General features: G+C 65.9%; 20 protein-coding genes. 4 read left to right on the forward strand and 16 right to left on the reverse strand.

Annotation, left to right across the window (positions count from 1 at the left end):
* Window positions 1-10 precede the first annotated feature (10 nt).
* The 3 genes from M4J39_RS22055 to rsgA all read left to right on the forward strand — a co-directional run bounded on the left by M4J39_RS22055 (window position 11) and on the right by rsgA (window position 3,403).
* A complete protein-coding gene (locus M4J39_RS22055; RefSeq protein WP_251730658.1) occupies window positions 11-898 on the forward strand; it encodes a proline/glycine betaine ABC transporter permease in 888 nt (295 codons plus the stop codon).
* The gene (locus tag M4J39_RS22060) at window positions 891-1,982 is read left to right on the forward strand and encodes a glycine betaine/L-proline ABC transporter ATP-binding protein (RefSeq protein WP_251730659.1); all 1,092 of its coding nucleotides are present in this window, start codon (window positions 891-893) and stop codon (window positions 1,980-1,982) included. Before M4J39_RS22055 ends, M4J39_RS22060 begins: the two co-directional genes overlap by 8 nt.
* A gap of 353 nt (window positions 1,983-2,335) precedes the next feature.
* Window positions 2,336-3,403 carry a ribosome small subunit-dependent GTPase A gene (gene rsgA, locus M4J39_RS22065; protein ID WP_251730660.1) on the forward strand — a complete coding sequence of 356 codons (1,068 nt, stop codon included), beginning with the start codon at window positions 2,336-2,338 and terminating at the stop codon, window positions 3,401-3,403.
* A gap of 142 nt (window positions 3,404-3,545) precedes the next feature.
* On the opposite strand, the gene M4J39_RS22070 is transcribed toward rsgA, so the two are convergent.
* From M4J39_RS22070 to M4J39_RS22090, 5 genes are all read right to left on the reverse strand, one after another.
* Window positions 3,546-4,292, reverse strand: coding sequence for a hypothetical protein (locus M4J39_RS22070; protein WP_251730661.1), 747 nt, complete (start codon window positions 4,290-4,292; stop codon window positions 3,546-3,548).
* Between the two features lie 213 nt (window positions 4,293-4,505).
* Window positions 4,506-4,997, reverse strand: a complete 492-nt coding sequence (locus M4J39_RS22075; protein ID WP_251730662.1) for a GNAT family N-acetyltransferase — start codon at window positions 4,995-4,997, stop codon at window positions 4,506-4,508.
* 90 nt (window positions 4,998-5,087) lie between these two features.
* Window positions 5,088-7,073 (reverse strand): BCCT family transporter, encoded by a 1,986-nt coding sequence (locus M4J39_RS22080; protein WP_251730663.1) that lies wholly within the window; start codon window positions 7,071-7,073, stop codon window positions 5,088-5,090.
* A gap of 179 nt (window positions 7,074-7,252) precedes the next feature.
* The gene (locus M4J39_RS22085) at window positions 7,253-8,074 is read right to left on the reverse strand and encodes an aminoglycoside adenylyltransferase domain-containing protein (protein WP_251730664.1); all 822 of its coding nucleotides are present in this window, start codon (window positions 8,072-8,074) and stop codon (window positions 7,253-7,255) included.
* On the reverse strand, window positions 8,071-8,475 hold the full coding sequence (locus M4J39_RS22090) for a GNAT family N-acetyltransferase (protein WP_251730703.1): 405 nt from the start codon (window positions 8,473-8,475) through the stop codon (window positions 8,071-8,073). Before M4J39_RS22090 ends, M4J39_RS22085 begins: the two co-directional genes overlap by 4 nt.
* A 98-nt stretch (window positions 8,476-8,573) precedes the next feature.
* Between M4J39_RS22090 and M4J39_RS22095 the strand changes: the two genes are divergently transcribed.
* Window positions 8,574-8,936 (forward strand): glutathione S-transferase N-terminal domain-containing protein, encoded by a 363-nt coding sequence (locus M4J39_RS22095; protein WP_251730665.1) that lies wholly within the window; start codon window positions 8,574-8,576, stop codon window positions 8,934-8,936.
* 10 nt (window positions 8,937-8,946) lie between these two features.
* Here M4J39_RS22095 and M4J39_RS22100 read toward each other — a convergent pair whose 3' ends face one another.
* The 11 genes from M4J39_RS22100 to M4J39_RS22150 form a co-directional block, all read right to left on the reverse strand.
* A complete protein-coding gene (locus M4J39_RS22100; RefSeq protein ID WP_371875501.1) occupies window positions 8,947-9,975 on the reverse strand; it encodes an ABC transporter permease in 1,029 nt (342 codons plus the stop codon).
* Window positions 9,953-11,527, reverse strand: coding sequence for a sugar ABC transporter ATP-binding protein (locus M4J39_RS22105; protein ID WP_251730666.1), 1,575 nt, complete (start codon window positions 11,525-11,527; stop codon window positions 9,953-9,955). Before M4J39_RS22105 ends, M4J39_RS22100 begins: the two co-directional genes overlap by 23 nt.
* Before the next feature lie 87 nt (window positions 11,528-11,614).
* A complete protein-coding gene (locus M4J39_RS22110; protein WP_251730667.1) occupies window positions 11,615-12,595 on the reverse strand; it encodes a sugar ABC transporter substrate-binding protein in 981 nt (326 codons plus the stop codon).
* 204 nt (window positions 12,596-12,799) lie between these two features.
* Window positions 12,800-13,801: a substrate-binding domain-containing protein gene (locus M4J39_RS22115; RefSeq protein WP_251730668.1), complete on the reverse strand. Its 1,002-nt coding sequence runs from the start codon at window positions 13,799-13,801 to the stop codon at window positions 12,800-12,802.
* A 173-nt stretch (window positions 13,802-13,974) separates the two neighbouring features.
* Window positions 13,975-15,354: a sigma-54-dependent Fis family transcriptional regulator gene (locus tag M4J39_RS22120; RefSeq protein WP_251730669.1), complete on the reverse strand. Its 1,380-nt coding sequence runs from the start codon at window positions 15,352-15,354 to the stop codon at window positions 13,975-13,977.
* Between the two features lie 14 nt (window positions 15,355-15,368).
* Entirely contained in the window at window positions 15,369-15,710 is a 342-nt protein-coding gene (gene fliN, locus M4J39_RS22125; RefSeq protein ID WP_251730670.1) for a flagellar motor switch protein FliN, read from the reverse strand.
* Window positions 15,707-16,393: a FliH/SctL family protein gene (locus tag M4J39_RS22130; RefSeq protein WP_251730671.1), complete on the reverse strand. Its 687-nt coding sequence runs from the start codon at window positions 16,391-16,393 to the stop codon at window positions 15,707-15,709. The genes fliN and M4J39_RS22130 overlap by 4 nt, the downstream gene beginning before the upstream one ends.
* Before the next feature lie 28 nt (window positions 16,394-16,421).
* Window positions 16,422-17,411 (reverse strand): flagellar motor switch protein FliG, encoded by a 990-nt coding sequence (gene fliG / locus M4J39_RS22135; RefSeq protein WP_251730705.1) that lies wholly within the window; start codon window positions 17,409-17,411, stop codon window positions 16,422-16,424.
* A gap of 75 nt (window positions 17,412-17,486) precedes the next feature.
* The gene (fliF, locus tag M4J39_RS22140) at window positions 17,487-19,178 is read right to left on the reverse strand and encodes a flagellar basal-body MS-ring/collar protein FliF (RefSeq protein ID WP_251730672.1); all 1,692 of its coding nucleotides are present in this window, start codon (window positions 19,176-19,178) and stop codon (window positions 17,487-17,489) included.
* A 291-nt stretch (window positions 19,179-19,469) separates the two neighbouring features.
* Complete coding sequence (locus M4J39_RS22145; protein ID WP_026784035.1) at window positions 19,470-19,745, reverse strand: DUF1153 domain-containing protein; 276 nt, start codon at window positions 19,743-19,745, stop codon at window positions 19,470-19,472.
* A 772-nt stretch (window positions 19,746-20,517) separates the two neighbouring features.
* Entirely contained in the window at window positions 20,518-21,180 is a 663-nt protein-coding gene (locus M4J39_RS22150; RefSeq protein ID WP_251730673.1) for a flagellar hook assembly protein FlgD, read from the reverse strand.
* Window positions 21,181-21,197: the final 17 nt, after the last annotated feature.

Consider the following 21,197-nt stretch of genomic DNA (forward strand, 5'->3'; position numbering starts at 1 on the left):
CCTTCGACGCATGATGTCATTTGACGGTTTTCCGGTCATGGATGCCGACACGCTCACAGCTCTCAAGAAAGCCATCGACGGTGGCTTCCGCGCCTTCACGCGCGAGTTCGGCGCCACCGTCGAGGACTTTTTCCTGCCGCTGAGGACGTTCCTGATCTTCGTCGAGCGCTTGCTGGTCACCACGCCGTGGCCCTTGGTGCTCCTGGTGATCGTCGGCCTCGTCTATCTCGCCAGCCGCAGCTGGCGCCTGGTCGCGGGGGCGGCCGCCGCCCTTCTGGTCATCGGCTATTTCGGCATGTGGGAAGACACCATGCGCACGCTCGCCATGATCGTCGTGGCGACGCTGATCTCGGTGGCGATCGGCATCCCGCTCGGCATCCTGATGGCCTGGTCCGGCCGGGCGCGCGCCGTGATGCTGCCGGTGCTCGACGTGATGCAGACCATGCCGAGCTTCGTCTATCTCATCCCCGTGGTGATGCTGCTCGGCATCGGCAAGGTGCCCGGCCTGATCGCCGTGGTGATCTATGCCGCGCCACCCATCATCCGCCTCACCAACCTCGGCATCCGCCTCGTCGATGCCGACGTGCTGGAGGCGGCCGACGCCTTCGGCGCCTCCACCTGGCAGAAGCTGCGCAAGGTGCAATTGCCACTGGCGCTGCCGAACATCATGGCCGGTATCAACCAGACGATCATGGCCGCCCTGTCCATGGTGGTCGTCGCCTCGATGATCGGCGTGCAGGGGCTCGGCCAGCCGGTGCTGAAGGCCATCGCCAACCAGTATTTCACGCTCGGCGTGTTCAACGGCTTCGCCATCGTCGGCATCGCCATCATCTTCGACCGGACCAGCCAGGCGTTCGGCCGCCGGCTCCAGAAGCATCGCGAGGCCGAACATGCTTGAGTCCAGCACCTCGATCGAGATCCGCAACGTCTACAAGATCTTCGGTCCGCATCCCGAACGCTATATCGAGGCGGTTCGGGACGGCGGCATGTGCAAGGGCGACCTGCTCGAAAAGCACAACCACGTGCTGGGCCTCAAGAACGTGTCGCTCGACATCGAGGCCGGGCACATCCAGGTGATCATGGGCCTGTCCGGTTCGGGCAAGTCGACGCTGATCCGCCACATCAACCGGCTGATCGAGCCGACGGCCGGCGAGGTGATCGTCGAGGGAACCGATGTCCGGGCGCTGAAGCCCAAGGCGCTGCGCAACTTCCGCCGCGCTTCCACGGCCATGGTGTTCCAGAAGTTCGCCCTGCTGCCCCACCGCACCGTGATCGGCAACGTGGTGTTCGGCCTGGAAATCCGCGGCGTTTCCCGGGCCGAGCAGTTGGAAGAGGCCCATCACTGGATCAACCGCGTCGGTCTCGCGGGCTTCGAGGACAAGTATCCGAGCCAGCTGTCCGGCGGCATGCAGCAGCGGGTCGGGCTCGCCCGGGCGCTCTCCAACGACGCGCCGATCCTCCTCATGGACGAGGCTTTCTCGGCGCTCGATCCGCTGATCCGCGTCGACATGCAGGCCATCCTGCTCGACCTGCAGGAAGAGGTGAGGAAGACCATCGTCTTCATCACCCACGATCTCGACGAGGCGCTCAGGATCGGCGACCGGGTCGCCATCATGCAGGATGGAGAACTGGTGCAGCAGGGCAAGCCGGAGGACATCGTCCTGTCGCCGGCGACGCCCTACGTCGAGGACTTCGTGCGGCAGGTCAATCGCGGCCGCGTCGTCAAGGTCGGAGCGCTGGCGAGATCGGTGTCGGGGCCGCCGGCCGCCCTGCGGATCTCCGGGTCGCTGCCGCTCGCCGACGCGGCGCTGCGGCTCGTCGAGGCCAGGCTGTCGTTTGCCGACGTCACCGATGCCAACGGCGCCGTCGTCGGACGGGTCGGTCTCGAAGACGTGGTGAGAACGCTGGCCCGTTCGGCCGGCGAGGAAGGCGCGCTCGCCGGCATGGCGAGCGAGGAGCCGCCGGCCCGGCTGGTTGGCTAAGGGCGGCCTTCATGCTTTGACAGAAACGGCCGGCAGGCGTATTTTCCGGCCGTTTCACAGGACAAGTCCGGCGATACGGGTTCGCTGGGCAGGTTCGATCCTTTCGCTTTGACGCAACTTGTGGGACGAGGTTCTCGTCCGGGTTGCCTCATGGAGGCTGTATGCCCCGGTAAGGCGGGGAGGCCAAAGGTCCTCCCCTCGCAAGTTCGATCCACCTGATGCCGCCCGGCGGAGAACGCGGGCGCGTGGAGGCTTGCGCTTTTCCCAAAATGACAGTGATGCGCCGGGGCACTGCGCCCACGGCCGATCAACTTGGAAAGCCTACCGCAATGGCACGGGACTATTCCCGCTTCATGCCGTCCCTCACGGGCGGTTCCCGCATACACACGCCGACCGGTCTCGAGAGGCTCGGCTGGACCAGCCACTTCGCCCAACAGGTGGGCGTCGACGATCTCTCCCGCACCCCGCCGGTGCGCGTCACCTCGGTGGAGCGCAGCGGCCTCCGCGTCGAGGGCGACGGTCTCCAGGCGGCGCTGCCGCCACGCGCCGACGCCACCGTCGGCGACTGGTTGCTGCATGACGCCGCTCGCCCCGGCGCCAGCCGGCTTCTCACTCGCAAGAGCCTGTTTCGACGCCGGGCGGCCGGCACCGGCCGCGAGGTGCAGCTGATCGCCGCCAACGTCGACACGGTGTTCGTCGTCACCTCCTGCAACCGCGACTTCAACGTCGCGCGCCTCGAACGCTATGTCGCGCTGGCCTTCGAGGCCGGCGTCGAACCGGTGATCGTGGCGACCAAGGCCGACCTGACCGATGATCCCCAGGGCTTCGCGGCGGCGGCGGAGGAGGTGTCGGTGGCGGCGCCGATGCCGGTTCCCGTGGTGGTGCTCGATGCGCTCGGTTCCGAGCCGAAGGAGAAGCTCGCCCCCTGGTGCAAGCCGGGGCGCACCGTCGCCTTTCTCGGCTCGTCGGGCGTCGGCAAGTCGACGCTGGTCAACGCCCTGTCGGGGCGGACGACCGCGGCGACCGGTGGCATCCGAGAGGACGACGACCGGGGGCGGCACACCACCACCGGCCGGCATCTCTACGTGCTGCCGGAAGGCTATGCCGTGCTCGACACGCCGGGCATGCGCGAGCTGCAGCTGACCGACGCCGCCGAGGGCATCGCCGAGGTGTTCGCCGACCTCACCGAACTCTCGGCGCGCTGCCGCTTCAGCGATTGCCGTCACGAGGACGAGCCGGGCTGTGCCGTGCGCGCGGCCATCGCTTCGGGCGAGATCGACGAGGCGCGGCTCAAACGCTGGCAGAAACTCCAGCGCGAGGAAGCCTTCAACTCGGCCAGCCTTGCCGAGCGGCGCGAACGCGACCGAGCCTTCGGCCGCATGGTTCGCTCGATCGTGAAGGACAAGCCGGCCAAGCGCTGAGCCAAAGCAGATCCCGCAAAAGTAGCCACCGGTTTTGCGTCCGGAGCTGCGTGAAGACAAAGAGCCTAGAGCTCGTTGGCGAACCTGGGTTTGCCGGACGGGCTCTGGACGGTCCGCCCCGGCATCAAGCCGGGGCGGAGACTTATTGGGTTGCCACCTCGCGACGGCGAAAGGCGATGGGCAGGGCCACCGCCGCCCCCGCCGTCATGACCACGGCCAGATAGACGACGGAGTAGGGCGCCAGCAGCCAGGCATAGGTGGCCAGCGGTATCATCATGAGGGCCGCGGCGGTTCGCGCCAGGAGGCTGACGATCGCGCGGATCGTCAGCCGGCGCGCCTTGCCGAAAGCATCGCGGCCGACGGTCAGCAGGAGTAGGCAGAACGCCGTCCACCAGGCAAGTGCGAAGACGGTCGTCATCCAGGACGATGCGAGGCCGGCGGCTTCGAACCGGACGATTTCCGAGAGGGTGGCCCGCCGCGCGTCAAAGCCGAAGTCGGCCTCGATATCCTCGGGGAAACGCTGGGGTTCGCCGTCCTGTTCGACAAGGCCCCTGGCTTGCCACTTGTCCGCCGCCGGCTCGTAGATCGTGAAAGCGAGTTCGTCATAGACGAGGCATTGACCCATCGCGTCGTCGCACGAGAGTTGCAGAGCCGGCGATTGCGGCGAGGCGGCAAGCAGCTCCCCATCCTGCCCGACGACAACCGCCCGAATGGGATCGGCGAAAAGGACACCGTCGCCGTGAAGGAGCTTGAGCTCGACGGTGGAGTATCCCTCGGCGGAAATGGCCTCGGGCTGGGAAAAGTAGGGTCGATGCGCGGCAGCGGGTGCGCAACACATTCCGACGAATACGGCGGCGCCGACCAGAGCCTCCAACCGGGGTGTGTCCATGGCGTTCCGGGCAACCTCCACAACTGGAGCGATCCTGTTGCACGCTAGCATGCGTGCGCGGTCCGGCCAACGCTCTTTTGCTTGGAGTTCCAAAGGTATGGCTCCATGAGCGCGCGGAGCGGACCTGGCCTGCGACGAAGGTGTGAGCGGTTCTCTCGTGGCTAGGGATTGGGGCCATCATCTGCGCCTTGTCGACGCCGAGGCCCGCTCAGATCATCGCCGGTCGGTCCGTGGAGTGCGGACGCGACGACGGTCGCCGAGCGTCTTGCGGAGTTCGGCCGCCGGCTCGAATGCCGTCGCGACCGTTCCGGCAAAACGAAATCCCGATGTCTCGTAGAAGGAACGGGCTCGCTCGCCGGCGACGACATGCAGGACGCGCGCGCCGCCGTCCATGGCACGTCGCTCGGCTTCGACCAGTAGCGCGCTGCCAACGCCCGCTCGCCATTGCTCGGGTGCGACGAACAGATCCTCCAGCTCGGCCTCGCCGCCGTCCTTGCCGCCGAGCACCGTTGCAAAGCCGACGATCGTCCCCGCGAGTTCCGCGACGATGACATGCGGCATATGGGCGAGCGGAACCTGTCGGGCTTCGGGGAGTGCCCGCAGTTCCTCGACGTGATCGCCCCAGGCCAGTGACGACCGGAGCTTGAGGGCGCCGAGGGCGGCCTCGTCCTCGGCACGGGCCGGGCGGACGAGTAGTTCACTCATGTTGCGAGTCGATGAGGCTGCGCGCCTTCGAAACGGGCCGCATGCGCGTCTCTGCGTCCATCGGCATGATCAGCTCCGCGAGGCGCGCCTTCAATGCCCGTTCTCGTGCTCCGGCGCGCCCTGCACGAGCTGCACCTCCGGCGACCGCACAAGGTGAAGGTAGCGCTCGAACTGCACCAGGATGTCGGCGATCAGCTGGTCGCGCGACATGTTGGTGACGTTGTAGCCGCTGCCGCCGCTGGAGAAGTAGGTGCGCGCCTCGTATCGATACTCCGGCTTGCTGGTATCGAGCGGCGAGAAGCTGGCCAGCCGCTTGGCGTGAAGGCTGACGCCGTAGACGAAGTCGCGCACGCCTTCGGCCGGCGAGCGCAAGGCTATGGCGCCGTTCTCCTCGTCGACCACCACCGTCTCGCGACCTCGCTCCGACAGCTCACGGGCCACCTGAGTGAGCGCCTGCCTGACGTCGCTGGCCATGAAGCGGCGCACCTCGGTCTCGGTCGGCGCGTGCAGGATGAGGCCGAGGCGGCGCTGCCAGGTGACGCCCGCCGCCGGCTGGGCGGTGGGGAAGGACACGCGGTGCGCCTGCTGGGCGAGGTCGGCGCGCATGCCGACGAACAGCGACCAGACCAGCGCCAGCATGACGAAGGTGAAGGGCAGGGCGCTGGCGACGGTGGCCGACTGCAGCGCGCCGAGGCCGCCCGCCACGAGCAGGGATGCGGCGACGATGCCTTCCATCGCACACCAGAAGATGCGCTGGCCGATGGTGGTCTGCGTCTCGCCGCCTGCGGCGATCGAGTCCACGACCAGCGAGCCGGAGTCGGAGGAGGTGACGAAGAACACGGCGACGAGGAGGATGGCCAGCGTCGAGGTCAGGCCGGAGAACGGCAGATACTCGAAGAAGTGGAAGAGGCCGACCGAGACGTCGGCGGCGATCGCCCGGCCGAGATCGCCGGCGGCGACGCCGGTGTCGATGAAGATGCCGGTGTTGCCGAACACCGTCATCCAGAAGAAGGTGAAGCCGGCGGGAATGAACAGGACGGCGGTGACGAACTCGCGCACGGTGCGCCCGCGCGAGATGCGGGCGATGAACATGCCGACGAAGGGCGACCAGGAAATCCACCAGGCCCAGTAGAACAGCGTCCAGGCGTCGATCCAGGGCGTCGGCTCGTAGGCGTAGATGTTGAAGGTGCGCAGGACCAGCGTGTCGAGATAGAGCCCGAGATTCTGCACGAAGTCGCGGAATATCAGGTTGGTCGGGCCGACCGCCAGCACGAAGACCATCAGCAGCAGCGCGAGAACGAGGTTGGTCTCCGAGAGGATGCGCACGCCCCTGTCGAGGCCGCTGACGACAGACACCGTCGCCAGACCGGTGATGACGGCGATCAGCGGCAGCTGGACGGCAAGGCCGACCTCGACGCCGAGCAGATAGTTGAGGCCGGCGTTGATCTGCGAAACGCCGAGGCCGAGCGAGGTGGCGATGCCGAAGACGGTGCCGACGATGGCGAAGATGTCGACGGCGTGGCCGATCGGTCCGTTGATGCGTTCCTTCAAGAGCGGATAGAGGCCCGAGCGGATGGTTAGCGGCAGATTGTAGCGGTAGCCGAAGTAGGCCAGCGACAGGCCTACGACGGCGTAGATCGCCCAGGCATGGATGCCCCAGTGGAAGAAGGTGACGCTCATCGCCTCGCGCATGGCGGCGATCGAGCGTGGCTCGGCGGTGGGCGGCGCCATGAAATGCGTCATCGGCTCGCCGACGGCGTAGAACATCAGGCCGATGCCCATGCCGGCGGCGAACAGCATGGCGATCCAGGACACGAAGCGGAAGTCGGGCGTCGAGTTGTCGGGGCCGAGCTTCAATCGTCCGTAGCGGCCCAGACAGAGCAGCAGCACGGCGATCAGGAAGATGCCGACCGACAGCAGGTAGAGCCAGCCGAAGGCGCCGAGAATGCTCGCTTGCAAGCCACTGAAGATCGCACCCGATCGGTTGGGAAAGATGACGCCGACGGCCAGAAAAATGGCGATGATGATGACCGAGCCGAAGAAGACCGGCGGATTGATGATGAAGCGCTTGAACATTTCCGGCCCCCTGGTCTTCCAACGTTCGTCGTCGATATCGGAATCGACTCGTCGGTCATTCTTCTGGCCCGCCTCGATATTGGCAAGCAATACGTTGGTGATGTTCGACGCAGCTTCTCAAGTGCTCCGCGATCACCGGACGGGAGGTCGACAAATGCGATCGACGGGGGCAACAGATCTCATTCCGCCTGGGAACCCGCTCCTTCGATCATTTCTTCCATGAAAGCCAGGGCCTCCAAAACCGCGTCGACGCTTACGGTGCGTATTTCGCCACGCCGCGCGGCCAATGCCGTCTCCAGGATTTTCGAGTCCTGTCCTTCGCATTCCGTCAGGGCCCAACGGCCGGCGTCGGTCTTGGAGACGATGTGGCCGGTCGCGAGCGCACAGGCAATGCGGGCCACGCCGAGAACGCCCCAGGCGACGATACCGGCATCGGCAGAGTCGGTCGTCGTGCTTGCCGACATCAAGGCACGCATACGGCCAATCCAGTCGCGCCAGTAGGTTCCGAGATTGGCGGTCTCGAAGCGACGGAGCGCCACGTCATTGAGGATCAGACCGAGTTCGTCGGCTGGCGGTCCCTTCAAGACAACTCCATGCCGAGTCCAGAGATGCCAGGTGGCGGGATTGGCCTCAAATGACGGGCCGATGCGAAACTGACCGTCCTGCACGAAGGCCATGACGAGATCGGAGTTCGGCATCTCGGCAAGACGGTCTGCCGCGATGTAGAAGCCGTCGAAGCAGGGTGAACCCGTCATCGCCGCGTGAACGCGGACGAGGACGGCAATCTCCTCGTCGCCTAACGGGTGATCCGTCACAGCGGCAAAATCGACGTCGCTGCGATCGTCCTGATAGTCACCGAGGGCGACCGAGCCGAGAAGATACACCCCGCGCAGGAAGTCGACCTTATGGGCCGCAAGATGGGCGAGGTAGCGGTCCACCACTGCCGCCACCGACGACGGCAGGGCGATACCTTCCGGCTCGGTCCGCCCACGAACCGTCATGATGGGCTCCCTCGACTTTCTCCGAGATCGATCAGCCCGGCGGCGGTCGGGCGAAAGCCGCAGCCGCGATAGAAGGTCTCGAGGTGGGGCTCGAAATCGACGTGCAGCCAGTGGGCGCCGCGCAGCCGGGCGAGCCGCTCCGCCTCGTTTACGAGACGCGTCGCGATGCCCTGCCGGCGATAATCCGGATGGACGCAGGTATCGAGGATGAAGGCGTGAACGCCGCCATCCCAGGCGATGTTGACGAAGCCGACGAGCGCGTCGCCGTCATAGGCGCCGACGTGGCCAAGGGAGCGCGGCAGGATGTCGGCAAAGCGGGGCTGCGGTGGGCTACCCCAGGCGGTGCGCCAGAGGGGCTCGATGTCGGCCTCGGTGGGAAAGGGGTCTGTTCGGAACTCCAGATGGGCCTCCTCGGGCTGATGCAAAGGCGAACGGCGGCATCGCGACTGGAACTTAAGCACGACAAGGCGGTTTCCCTCGGTCAAGCCAGGAGACCGCCATGTCGCTCATTTCGGAAAATCCCATTCTGTTCGTCAAGCATACCTGTCCGTTCAGCCTGAAGGTCCGGCTCTATCTGCTGGAGGCCGGCCTTCTCGACACCGTCACTCTGCGCGAGAGCCGGACGCCCGAGGAGGAAGACGCCATGAAGGAAGAGCTGGCGCCCCATGTTGCCAAGGTCAGCTATCCGACGCTGCGCCTCGGCGACAGCTACATGACGGAATCGGACGACATCATCGCCCATTTCGTGGCCGAGGGTGGGCCTTCGCCGTCGCAGCTGCCGACGTTCGAGGCCTATGTCGACGGACCGTTCAAGCAGCTTCTGACGCTTCACAAGGAGAACGCCGAGCTGAAGCGCGCGTGAACGGCGTGGGTCAGCGCGCTTCCAACTTGCGCAGATAGCGGTTGCGGTAGGTGTCGAGCACCACGGCCAGCACGATGACCGTGCCGATGACGATCGGCTTGACGTTGTCCTCGGCGCCGAGCAGCTGCAGGCCCGTTGCCAGCACCTGAAGGATGCAGGCGCCGACCAGCGTGCCGATGATCGAGCCCTTGCCGCCCGACAGCGACGTGCCGCCGATGATCACCGCCGCGATGGCGTTGAGCTCGTAGCCGATGCCGGCGATCGGGCTGCCGACGTTGAGACGCAGGAGGAACACCATGGCGGCGATGCCGGCGGTCAGCCCGCTGATGGTGAATACGGCGATCTTGAAGATGCGCGGATTGTGGCCGGACAGGCGCACCGCTTCCTCGTTGGTGCCGATGGCGAAGACGAAGCGGCCGAACACGGTGAAGCGCAGGATGAACCAGCCGATCAGGATGACGATGATGGCGATCAGGAAGATCGACGGCAGAACGCCGAAGTAGATCTGGTTGCCGAAATCGACGAAGGGCTGGGGCAGGCCGGTGATGGTGGAGTTGTCGGAGACGACGCGGGCGAGGCCGCTGGCGACGTTGAGCATGCCGAGCGTCACGATGAACGACGGCAGCTTCCATTTCTCGCAGACCCAGCCGTTGATGGCGCCGCAGGCAGCCCCCGTCGCCATGCAGGCCAGCAGCGCCAGCGGGATCGACATCCACGGCGACAGGTCCTCGCGCACCATGATGGTGGCGCCGACCACGGTGCAGAGCGCCAGCACCGAACCGACCGACAGGTCGATGCCGCCGGTCAGGATGACGAAGGTCATGCCGGCGGCCAGCACGGTGTTGATGGCGATCTGCACGAAGATCTTCAGGAAGTTCTCGGGCGTCGCGAAATAGGGCGCCGTGGCCGAGAAGAACAGCACGATGATCACCAGCGCGATGGCGACGCCCGCCTCGCGCATCGAGATGCGCAGGAAATTGTCCCACACGGTTGCCGTCTTGCGCTCGCCGGCGCTTTCAGTTCCCTCGGACACGTCCATACTCCTCATAGGCAAGCGAGAGAATGCGGTTCTGGTCGAACTCGGCGCGCGGCACTTCGCCGGCAAGGCGCCCGTTGGAGAAGACCAGGATGCGGTGGCAGATGGACATCAGCTCCGGCAGGTCCGAGGACACCACGAGGATGCCCTTTCCCTCGGCGGCGAGCTGACCCATCAGCTCGTAGATTTCCACCTTGGCGCCCACGTCGATGCCGCGCGTCGGCTCGTCGCAGATCAGCACGCTCGATCCACGATAAAGCCACTTTGCGATCACCACCTTCTGCTGGTTGCCGCCGGAGAAGGTGCCGACCTTCTGGAAGATGGTCGGCGTCTTGACGCGCAGCCCGGCGACCAGCCGCTCCGACGCGGCGTTCTCCATGGCGCGGTCGAGCAGCCCCTTGCGCGACAGCCGCTTGAGATCGGTGATGGTGATGTTCTCGGCGCAGCTCATTTCGAGCAGAAGGCCCTGCTGCTTGCGGTCCTCGGTCATCAGGCAGATGCCGGCGGCCACGGCCTCCTTGGGCGAGGCGATGGCGACGGGGCGGCCATTGACGCGGATGGTGCCGGAAGCCTTGGGATCGGCGCCGAAGATCGCCCTGACAGCCTCGGTCCGGCCGCTGCCCACGAGGCCGGCGATGCCGACGATCTCGCCGTTGCGCACCGAGAAGTCGATCGGCGGGCTCGTCTCCGTCAGGCGAAGCCCCTCGACGGCGAGCGCCTCGCCGGTGGGCTTGATGTCCTCGCGGAAGACGCCCTGGTCGGTGACGGTGCGGCCGACCATCAGGCGCACGATGTCGGGAATGGCGAGGCCCTTGAGCGGTTCGGTGGTCACGTGCTGGCCGTCGCGCAGCACGGTGACGCGGTCGCCCACCTCGTAGATCTCCTGCAGGCGGTGGGAGATGTAGAGCGTGGTGACCTTGCGTTCCTTGAGGCGATGCAGGATCTCGAACAGGCGGTCGACCTCCTTGGAGGTCAGCGTCGCCGTCGGCTCGTCGAGCACCAGGAGCTTGCTCTCGTGGGCGAGAGCCTTGGCGATCTCGATCAGCTGCATCTGCGCGACGCCGAGCCGGCTCACCACGGTCGAAGGCGAAATGTCGAGGCCGACTTCGGCGAGCAGTTCGGCGGCGCGACGGTTCATCTCGCGGTAGTTCACGAGGCCGCGCCGGCTCGGCAGATGCTCGAACAAGAGGTTCTCGGCGACCGTCAGGTTGGAGAGAAGATTGAGCTCCTGGTGGACGACGCGGATGCCCTTGGAAAAGGCCTCCAATGGCGAGGCGGGGCTGTAGGGCGCGCCGTTGAACCAGATGCTGCCCTCGTCGGGCGGAAACAGGCCGCCGAGCAGATTGATCAGCGTCGACTTGCCGGCGCCGTTCTCGCCGAGCAGCACGTGGCCCTCGCCGCGCTGGATGTCGAAGCTGACGTTGCGCAGGGCGACGACGCCCGGAAAGCGCTTGCCGACGCCCTGAAGCCTCAGGATGGGGCCGGCATCCTGATTGTGCCGCGCGGCGGCATCGGCTTCGAGAACCGGCGCCACTTCATGGGGATCTGTGGTCATGACGAGAACTGCCCTGAATGCTTCGGCGCGGCAGGGGAGGATCCGGCGCGGGGTGCCCCGTGCCGGATCGAAGCCGGTTCCGACCGATCAGAGATCGGCGGCGGTGATCAGCTTGATGTCGGTCTTGACCCAGCCGGTGAACGTCTCGCCCGCCATCTGGCGCAGGCCGTACTCGATGCCCATGGCGGCCATCTGGGCGCCGTACTGCTCGACAGTCGCCAGCATCTTGCCGTCCTTGATCAACGGCTGCACGGCCGGGATGTTGTCGAAGCCGACCACCTTGATCTTGCCGGAGAGTCCGGCGCTGTCGAGCGCCTTGACGACGCCGAGAGCCATGGAGTCGTTGGCGGCCATGACGCCCTGGATGTCGTTGTACTTGGTGAGGAAGTTGGTCATCAGCGTGTTGGCTTCCTCGGTCTCCCAATGGGCCGTCTTGCTGTCGAGCAACTGCAGCTTGCCGGCGGCGACGGCGTCGTCGAAGCCCTTCTTGCGCTGCTGGGCGTTGTCGGCCTCGGGGTTGCCTTCGAGGATGACCACCTTGCCGCCTTCGCCGAGGTCCTTGGCCAGCGCGGTACCGGCAAGGAGCGCGCCTTCGCGGTTGTCGGGGCCGAAGAAGGCGAGGTCGATGCCGGCCTTCTTCTTGGCTTCCTGGTCAAGTTCGACGTCGATGTTGATGACGGCGACGCCGGCCTTCACGGCCTTGGCGAGCGGGGTGACCATGGCCTTGGAGTCGGCCGGGGCGACGACGATGATGTCGTACTTCTGGGTCACGAAGTTCTCGACGGCGTCGACCTGGGCGGCGAAGTCGCGCTCGTCCTTCATGCCGACGGCCTTGAAGTCGAACTTGTCGGCGTTCTCCGCCGCATACTTCTCGGCGCCGGCCTGCATCTGCTTGAAGAACTCGTTGGCGAGCGACTTCATGACGAGGCCGACCTTGGGCTTCTTGGCCTCAGCGAATACCGGAGTGACGCCCGAGACCAGAACCAGCGAACCGGCGGCGCCGGCCAGCAGCAACCGGCGACGGCTTACGCCAGACAGACTCCGCCCGTCCGAAGAAAATGAAGTCATTTTACCCTCCCAAGCGAACGTTTTCTTTGAGCCGGACCCAATGTACCGGCCCGATGAAACGTTTCCAAATGACGCTACCAGTATAGAACAACCGCATCAAGACGAGAGGCGACATTCCGACCAAAGTTGAGTGCGTAGAAAATACCGTTTATTAACAGCGATATACGCTGCCAGGCAAACAGACTTCGCTTTGATGGGACGATTTTAGGAGGGTGAAGCGCAGGTTTCGCGCAGCGCCATGACGCAGGGGAAGATGTAGCTCGCGTCGGCGTCGAGCGGCTCGCCGCCGATCAACAGATCGATGGCGCATTTGGCGATCGCGGCGACCGGCTGGACGGCGGTCGTCACGCGCGGCACCACCAGATCGGAGATCAGGATGCCGTCGAAGCCGACGACCGACAACTCGCCGGGTATGGCGATGCGGCGGTCGAAAGCGGCGCGCAGCACGCCGATGGCCTGCTGGTCGGAGCAGGCGAACACCGCCGTCGGTCTCAAGCCGTCCTCGGCGAGCAGCGTCTTGGCCGCCTCGCGCCCGCCCTCGTAGTTGAACGGCGCCGAGACGATCCAGGCGGCGGGGTCGAGACCGGCTTCGGCGAGGCGGGACGCCATTACGTCCATGAAGCCGGCGAGCCGCTCGCGGGCGACGAAGGAGTTCTCGGGGCCGGAGATGCAGGCGATGCGTCGGTGGCCGAGCGACACGAGGTGCTCGGTCGCCATGCGCGCCCCGGCGCGGTGGTCGGCGGCGACGAAGGGATGACCGGCAAGGCGCCGATCGACGACGACCAAGCGCAGGCCATCGGGATTGGCGATCGAGGTGGCGCGGTTGCTCGGCACCACCACCACGCCCTCGACCTTGCTGCGGGCGAGGTTGGCGATCAGGGCCGCCTCGCTGTCGACCTGCTCGTCGGAGCTGGCGAACAGCACGCTGTAGCCGCGCTCCTTGGCGCGCAATTCGAGGTGCTGCATCAGGTCGGCGAAGAAGGGGTTGCGCAGGTCGGGGATGACGACGCCGAGCGTCCGATTGGTGCCGCGCCTCAGGCTCTGGGCGGCGGCGTCCGGCCGGAAGCCCAGCTCGGCGATGACCTCGTTGACGATGCGCTTCTTGGCCTCGGTGACCGACGGATGCCCGTTGACGACCCGCGACACCGTGCCGACGGACACGCCGGCCTTCCTGGCAACGTCACGGATTGTCGTGCGCGGTTTCACATCGGTCTCGGGGTTCGGTTGCGCCGCCTATGCATAACCGGACGGTGGGTGATTTCAATGCGGTTGTTGCCGAGGCGGAAACCGGTCAGGCAAAGATAGGGCCCTCCCGGTGTCTCTCAATTCACCGGGAAGGCCCGCGATTGTTGCTCCGCGCCCGTCAAGGTCCGGGATGACTACGCGGTCGCGATGCGGCTCGTCCCCGGATCGGGCACGTCGATGCCCTCCGCCTCGTATTCGTTGAGCTTGTTGCGAAGCGTGCGGATGGAGATGCCGAGGATTTTGGCGGCGTGGGTGCGGTTGCCGAGGCAGTGGTCGAGCGTGTCGAGGATGAGATCGCGCTCCACCTCGGCGACGGTGCGGCCGACGAGGGCGCGGGTCACCGCTTCCGCCGTCTGGGCGGCGCGGGCGGCCGGGTCGGTCGAGCGCGGCACGGTGACGTTGCCTTCCATGCGGGCGCCGTCCGGCGAGCGGATGGCCTCGACGCCGATCTCGACGCCACTGGCGAGCAGTACGGCGCGGTGGATGGTGTTTTCCAGCTCGCGGACGTTGCCCGGCCAGCGGGCGGCGATCAGCTCGCGCTTGGCGTCGGAGGAGAGCGGCCGCTCCGGCATGCCGTTGATCTCGGCGTACTTGCGGCCGAAATGCTCGGCCAGCGCCAGGATGTCGGCCGGGCGGTCGCGCAGGGCGGGAATCTTCAGGTTGACGACGTTGAGGCGGTAGAGAAGGTCTTCGCGGAAGCGGCCTTCCTTGACGGCGTCGGTGAGGTTGCGGTTGCTCGTCGCGATGATGCGGATGTCCACCGGCACAGGCTTGCCGCCGCCGACGCGGTCGATCACCCGTTCCTGGATGGCGCGCAAGAGCTTGGCCTGCAGGCGGACGTCCATTTCGGAAATTTCGTCGAGCAGCAGCGTGCCGCCGGAGGCTTCCTCGAACTTGCCGACGCGCCGGGCGACGGCGCCGGTAAACGCGCCCTTCTCGTGGCCGAACAGTTCCGATTCCAGAAGGTTCTCCGGAATGGCGGCGCAGTTGACGGAGACGAAGGGCTTGTCGACGCGGGCCGACTTGCGGTGGACGTAGCGGGCCAGCACTTCCTTGCCGGTGCCGCTTTCGCCGGTGATCAGGATCGACGCCTCGCTGCCGGCCACCTGATCGGCGAGCTTCAGCACCGCCTGCATCGCCTCGTCGCGCACCACGAGGTCGCGGCTGTCGGCGGTGACGGCGGCGAGGACGGCGGCGATCAGCTCGGCGTCGGGCGGCAGGGGGATGTATTCCTTGGCGCCGGCGCGGATGGCGGCGACGGCCGCCTTGGCGTCGGTGGCGATGCCGCAGGCGACCACGGGAACGTGGATGCGCTCCTCTTCCAGCGAGGTGATCAGCCGCTGGATGGGCAAGGATACGTCGATCATCACCAGATCGGCGCCGCGCCCCGAGCGCAGCGTCCGAAGCGCGGTGTCGATGGTGTCGGCCTGCAGCACCGAGGCACCCTTGTCCATGGCGATGCGGGTGGCGGCGGTGAGCTGCCCGTTGAGTGAGCCGACGATAAGCAGGCGCATGAGACTGTCTCCGGTCAGCGGTCGGACTTGACGATTTCGGTCATCGTCACGCCGAGCTTGTCTTCGACCAGCACCACTTCGCCACGGGCGACAAGGCGGTCGTTGACATAGATGTCGATAGCTTCGCCCACCTTGCGGTCGAGTTCCAGCACGGAGCCGGGGGCGAGCTGCAAAAGGTCGCTGATTCCGAGGCGGGCGCGGCCGAGAATGGCCGAGACGCGCACGGGAACGTCGAACACCGCCTCCAGTTCGGCGGCGGAGCGGGTGACGGCCTGATCGTCGCCGTCGTCGCCGCGCCGGCGCTCGGCGACGTGGGATTCGAGGTCGATGCCCGAAGGTTCGTCGGCGGGGGTCATGTGGCGGCTCCGCTCATGGAAGTGGGATCGGCCGGCTCTTCGGCCGGCAGGTGGCGGGCGATCGCCGCCTCGATGTCGGCGATAATGGCGGCGTGGTTGAGCACGATGCCGCCGTCGGCCCATTCGATGCGGCAGTCGCCGCGCGCCATGCCCGGCTCGCCCATCACCACGAGGCGGCCCTCGAAGCCACGGTCGGCGACGAGGCGGCGCAACTCGGTCTGGATCGGCTCGGCGTCGATGTCGGACAGGCGCACGACCAGGTGCGGCGCGGCCCGGAGCGGGGCGAAGCACTCTTCGAGGAGGGCGAGGATGCGCTCGCGCGGCTGCCGCTCGACCAGCGAGCCGGCGATCTTGATCGCCACGGTCTCGGCAAGGCGCATGGCGTCGGCCTCGATGCGCACCCGCTCGGTGTCGAGAACGGCGAGGATGGACTGGGCGGCGCTGGCGAGGCGCTGCGCCTCGTCGGACAGGCGCATGGCCTCGCGGGCGGTTCGGTCGGCCGCCTGGGCCTCGGCGGTCTCGCGGCCGGCGGCGAGGCCCCGCTCGTAGGCGGCGGCTTCCGCCTCGGCGAGGCGCTGAAGATGCTCCGGCTCGGGAACCATCACGGTCGCAGGCGCGGCATCGGCGCGCCCGGAAGGGGCCGAGAAGTCGTTGTCGAACAGGAAGCGGGCCGGTGCCGCCATCAGCGGATACTCCTTGGCGAGAGGCTCGTCACATGACGAGTTCGTCTTCGCCCTTGTTCTTGGAAATCATGATCTCGCCCTTGGCGGCGAGATCCTTGGCGAGATTGATGAGGGCGGCCTGGGCGTCGTCGACGTCGCGCAGGCGGACGGCGCCCATGGCCTCCATGTCTTCCTTCAGCATGGCCGAGGCGCGGGCCGACATGTTGGCGAAGAAGAAGTCGCGCACGCCTTCCTTGGCGCCCTTCAGCGCCATGGCCAGCTTGTCCTTCTCCACCTGGCGGAGCAGCGTCTGGATGGCGCCGGCGTCCAGCTTGCCGAGATCGTCGAAGGTGAACATCAGCGCCTTGATGCGGTCGGCGGCGTCGCGGTTGTGCTCCTCCAGCGCGGCGATGAACTTGGCCTCGGTGTTGCGGTCGAAGGAGTTGAAGATCTCGGCCATCAGCTCGTGGGCGTCGCGGCGCTGGGTGTTGGTGAGGTTCGACATGAACTCGACGCGCAGCGTCTGCTCAACCTTCTCGAGGATGTCCTTCTGCACCGACTCCATCTTCAGCATGCGGTCGACGACCTCGAGGGCGAATTCGTCGGGCAGCTTGGACAGGACGCGCGCCGCGTGGTCGGAGTTGATCTTGGACAGGACGACGGCGACGGTCTGCGGGTATTCGTTCTTCAGGTAGTTGGCGAGCACGTTCTCCTGAACGTTGGAGAGCTTCTCCCACATGTTGCGGCCGGCCGGACCACGGATCTCGTCCATGATGGCGTTGACCTTGTCCTGCGGCAGCACGGCGAGCAGCAGGCGCTCGGTGGTGTCGTAGTTGCCGAGAAGGGCGCCGGAGGACGAGACGCGGGTAACGAACTCGATCATCAGGTCGTCGAGCATGCTCGGGGTGATCGGCCCGAGCTTGGACATGGCGACGGACAGTTGCTTGATCTCGATCTCGTCGAGCAGCTTCCAGATGGGGCCGCCGTAGCGGTCGCCGAGGGCGAGCATCATGACGGCCGCCTTCTCGGCGCCGTTCATCGCGCGGCTTTCGCCGTCGGAAGAGATGGTGAGCGTGTTGCCCTTGGCAACAAGCGCGGTCGGGGACAGGGCCATTTACGCGGGAACCTCCGACAGCCAGTTGCGAATGATGATCGCCGCCTCGTTGGGATTGTCGTTGACGAGTTCGCCCACCTTGCGCACCTGGTCGAGCTGCTGGGCGCCCTGCGCCTTGGCGTTCTCGATGCGGGTGTCGGAGGGTGGCGCGGGCAGCTCGGGCGTTTCGGCGACGGTTTCGAGGCCGTCGGGGCCGAGCACCACCGGTTTGCCGTCCGGGTTGAGCACCACCGTCACCGCGCCACGGCCGGCGGCGGCGGCTTCGCTCAGCGCCGAGGTGATGGCCGGCAGCGTCTCGGCGTCGATGTCCGAGCCGAGGATGCGGCGGATCAGCGGACGGACGGCGAAGAGAAGCACCAGGAGCGTCACCAGGATCAACACGCCCATCTCGGCGAAGCGCATGATGTCCTCGCGCGAGAAGTCGAACATCGAGGCGGGCGTCGTGGCGAAGTCGGCCGGGGTGGGCGGGCTGTCGGCGAACTGGAGGTTGACCACCTGCAGCTGGTCGCCGCGCTTGTCGTCGAAGCCCATGGCGGTGCGCACCAGCGCGGTGATCTGGTCGAGCTCGGGCTGCGGGCGCGGCGCGTAGACCATGACGCCGTTGGCATCCGGTTCGTAGCGACCATCGACCAGCACGGCGACCGACAGGCGCTTGACGCCGCCGACCTCGGTCACCTGGGTCCGCGTGACCTTGGAGATCTCGTAGTTGACCGTTTCCTCGGTGGTCTGGGCGTTGTCGGAGGTCTGCGAGGTGCCTTGCGCGTTCTGGCCCTGGTTGGCGTTGGGGATCTGGTTGCCGGCCGTGACGGGCGGGTTGCCCTGATTGTCCTGGCTCAGCGACTTTTCCTCGCGCGTCTGGGTGGAGCGGACGACCTGACCGTTGGGGTCGTAGGTGTCCTGCGTTTCCTGGATGCGGTTGAAGTCGAGCTCGGCGGCGACGCGAACGCGGGCTCTACCGGCGCCGACCACGCTCTCGACGATGTCGCGGACGCGGTTCTCCACCTGGGTCTGGTAGGCGGCGGTGCGCTCGTCGGCGTTGGTGGCGAGGTAGGCGGCGCTGCTTTCGTCGCCGTTGCCCTGGGCGAGCAGGCGGCCGGTCTCGTCGACCACCGAAATGCGCGAGGGATCGAGGCCGGGAACGGCCGAACCGACGAGGTGCTGGATGGCGCGGATCTGGCCGGGGTCGAGCGTGCCGCGCGTCTTCAGCACGATGGCGGCGGTGGGCTTCTGCTCGTCCTTCTTGAACAGCTGCTTCTCCGGCAGCACCAGATGGACGCGGGCCTGATCGACCTGCCGGATGGTGCGGATGGTGCGCGACAGCTCGCCTTCAAGGGCGCGCAGCGCGTTGACCGACTGCACGAAGGAGGTGGTGCCGAGCGCGTCGGTCTTGTCGAAGATCTCGTAGCCGACGCTGTCGCCGGCCGGCAGGCCCTGCTGGGCCAGCGTCATGCGGGTCTCGTCGAGCTTGGTCTCGTCGACCAGGATGGTGGTGCCGTTGTCCTTCATCGTGAAGGCGGTGCCGGCCGAGGTGAGCTGCTGGGCGATGGCAGCGGAATCGCCCATGCTGAGGCCGGTATAGAGCGGAACCTGCTGGATGGCCGAGAAGCGGAGCACGATGAAGACGAAGAAGCCGACGAGGCCCAGCGCGACGGCACCCATCGCCGCCAGCCGGCTCGGCCCCAGGCTCTTCATGAATTCTCCAAATCCACCCACACCCATTCCCCATTGTTCGACACGGCGTGAATCGTCGACGCCGCCGTGGACCAAGGCGGCAATTATTTCCACACGCTTATGGTAAACAAGTTATTAACGCCCAAAGGGCGATCCGGCGGGATTGGCGGAAAACCGCAGGAACCGGTTTATGAAGATTTGCATTATTCACGGCATTTTTTGCCGGGTGTGGTCAAAAAGCGTCGCAAAAGACAAGGGCGGCCGATCCGTCCGGACCGGCCGCCCTTGGAAAGTGGCGTTGTTAAGTCCCGCTCAGGGACGATATTGCTGAACGCGCGTGGCCCTGAGGCCGGCGAGCCCATGCTTGTCGATGGACTGCTGCCAGGACAGGAACTCCTCGACGGTGAGGGTGTAGCGCTTGCAGGCTTCTTCCAGCGACAGGAGGCCGCCACGAACGGCGGCAACGACTTCCGCCTTGCGGCGGATCACCCAGCGCTGAGTGCCCTCAGGCGGCAAATCGGCGATCGTCAACGGACTCCCATCGGGTCCTATGACGTATTTTACGCGCGGACGCATCTGTTCGGTCATTCTACTCTCACACAAATCTGACCTTCAGGAGAGCATCCTAAATCAAGCCGTTTAAAAAACGCCTAATTCACTTGCAAGAATTCAGTAAGATTTTGAACGACTTGCAGAAAGCCTGCGGTTTGCCGCGCTTTAGGAATTGGGCCGTCCGGTGGCGGAAAAGACTTGATTTGGCCGTCGAAAGATTAACGGGCCCATGTCCCGGGGCTTGTGCGCAGCTTACCCGGCGAAGCCCATGACCCTTTTGCAACGATGCCAGTCGATCGGGAAAACCACTTATTCGGCGTGGTGGCAAATTCCGGCGACAGCGATTGGAGGTGCTCAATGGCGGAACGCTTCATGGAGAGCTGGTCATTGCACTGGCTCGAAGCGGCGGGCGATCTCGGGCGCCATCGCGCGGCCATTCTCGACAGCTTGGTCCGTTGCATCGAGCCGGCTGGACGAGGACGGCTACGACCACGCCGCCTGGTTCCATGGTCGGGGCCTTATCCGCGCCGGTTCGGCTATAGTCTGGGCTACGACAATCGACGTTCCCGCCGCGACCGTCGTCGCGGCGGCCGAAGAAGCGGCCTGGCCTCATAGCCCGTCGAGGTCCGTCACGGCGGGATATGACAAAGCCGCCGTCGACACGATCGCCGACGGCGGCTTGTCAGGAGAATGTGGCGTCTAGAGCCTTTCCGGCAAACCCTGGTTCGCCGGAAAGGCTCTAACTATTTGTTTCGCCGCGATTTCGGACGCAAAACCGGTTCCCGCTCTTGCTGAAATTGCTCTAGGATCACTCGCTCACTTCGGTCAACGCCGACAGCGGGACCAAGCGGCCGTTGACCTTGATGTAGGGCTGGGCCGAGGAGGTATCGACCGCCTGCACCTTGCCGGTGACCTCGGTGGTGATGCTGACCTTCTTGCCATTGTCGTCGACACCGGAGACCGAAATCGTGAAGGCGCCGGAGGATTCGCTATAGTCGCCGCTTGGCGTGCCCTTGCCATCCCAGGAGAAGGTGTTCTGGCCGCTCTTCAGATCGGTGGTGCCTTGGTAGACGACGCCGCCAGCGTCGTCGGTGATGGTGACGGTGGCGTCCTTCGCGGCGGCCGAGGAGTTGATCGTCCAATCGGCCTTGCCGCCGTCCATCTTGGTGGTGTCGGAATAGGCGGTAACCGACTTGCCGACGTAATTGACCAGCTGGAGCGCGGCGCTGGACGTCAGCGTATCCATCATCGCCTGAAGGTTGGCGTTGGTCTGCATCTGCTGCTCGACCGCCGAATACTGGACGAGCTGCTGGGTGAAGTTGTTGACGTCCATCGGGGAGAGCGGGCTCTGCGTCTTGAGCTGCGTGGTGAGCAGCGTCAGGAACGTGGTGTAGTTGGACGTCAGCGAGTTGGTCGCTGCCGAGGCGCTACTGCCGCTACCAGAGGAGGAACTGACACCAGAAACGCTCATGATGGTCTCCTGATACT

This window comes from Pleomorphomonas sp. NRK KF1, assembly GCF_023721755.1.
Taxonomy (GTDB): Bacteria; Pseudomonadota; Alphaproteobacteria; order Rhizobiales; family Pleomorphomonadaceae; genus Pleomorphomonas.

Coding starts and splice junctions, on each gene's coding strand:
- M4J39_RS22055 (WP_251730658.1), top strand. CDS start 11: ATGATGTCATTTGACGGTTTTCCGGTCATGGATGCCGACACGCTCACA.
- M4J39_RS22060 (WP_251730659.1), top strand. CDS start 891: ATGCTTGAGTCCAGCACCTCGATCGAGATCCGCAACGTCTACAAGATC.
- rsgA (WP_251730660.1), top strand. CDS start 2,336: ATGCCGTCCCTCACGGGCGGTTCCCGCATACACACGCCGACCGGTCTC.
- M4J39_RS22070 (WP_251730661.1), bottom strand. CDS start 4,292: ATGGACACACCCCGGTTGGAGGCTCTGGTCGGCGCCGCCGTATTCGTC.
- M4J39_RS22075 (WP_251730662.1), bottom strand. CDS start 4,997: ATGAGTGAACTACTCGTCCGCCCGGCCCGTGCCGAGGACGAGGCCGCC.
- M4J39_RS22080 (WP_251730663.1), bottom strand. CDS start 7,073: ATGTTCAAGCGCTTCATCATCAATCCGCCGGTCTTCTTCGGCTCGGTC.
- M4J39_RS22085 (WP_251730664.1), bottom strand. CDS start 8,074: ATGACGGTTCGTGGGCGGACCGAGCCGGAAGGTATCGCCCTGCCGTCG.
- M4J39_RS22095 (WP_251730665.1), top strand. CDS start 8,574: ATGTCGCTCATTTCGGAAAATCCCATTCTGTTCGTCAAGCATACCTGT.
- M4J39_RS22100 (WP_371875501.1), bottom strand. CDS start 9,975: ATGGACGTGTCCGAGGGAACTGAAAGCGCCGGCGAGCGCAAGACGGCA.
- M4J39_RS22105 (WP_251730666.1), bottom strand. CDS start 11,527: ATGACCACAGATCCCCATGAAGTGGCGCCGGTTCTCGAAGCCGATGCC.
- M4J39_RS22110 (WP_251730667.1), bottom strand. CDS start 12,595: ATGACTTCATTTTCTTCGGACGGGCGGAGTCTGTCTGGCGTAAGCCGT.
- M4J39_RS22120 (WP_251730669.1), bottom strand. CDS start 15,354: ATGCGCCTGCTTATCGTCGGCTCACTCAACGGGCAGCTCACCGCCGCC.
- fliN (WP_251730670.1), bottom strand. CDS start 15,710: ATGACCCCCGCCGACGAACCTTCGGGCATCGACCTCGAATCCCACGTC.
- M4J39_RS22130 (WP_251730671.1), bottom strand. CDS start 16,393: ATGGCGGCACCGGCCCGCTTCCTGTTCGACAACGACTTCTCGGCCCCT.
- fliG (WP_251730705.1), bottom strand. CDS start 17,411: ATGAACGGCGCCGAGAAGGCGGCCGTCATGATGCTCGCCCTCGGCGAC.
- fliF (WP_251730672.1), bottom strand. CDS start 19,178: ATGAAGAGCCTGGGGCCGAGCCGGCTGGCGGCGATGGGTGCCGTCGCG.
- M4J39_RS22145 (WP_026784035.1), bottom strand. CDS start 19,745: ATGACCGAACAGATGCGTCCGCGCGTAAAATACGTCATAGGACCCGAT.
- M4J39_RS22150 (WP_251730673.1), bottom strand. CDS start 21,180: ATGAGCGTTTCTGGTGTCAGTTCCTCCTCTGGTAGCGGCAGTAGCGCC.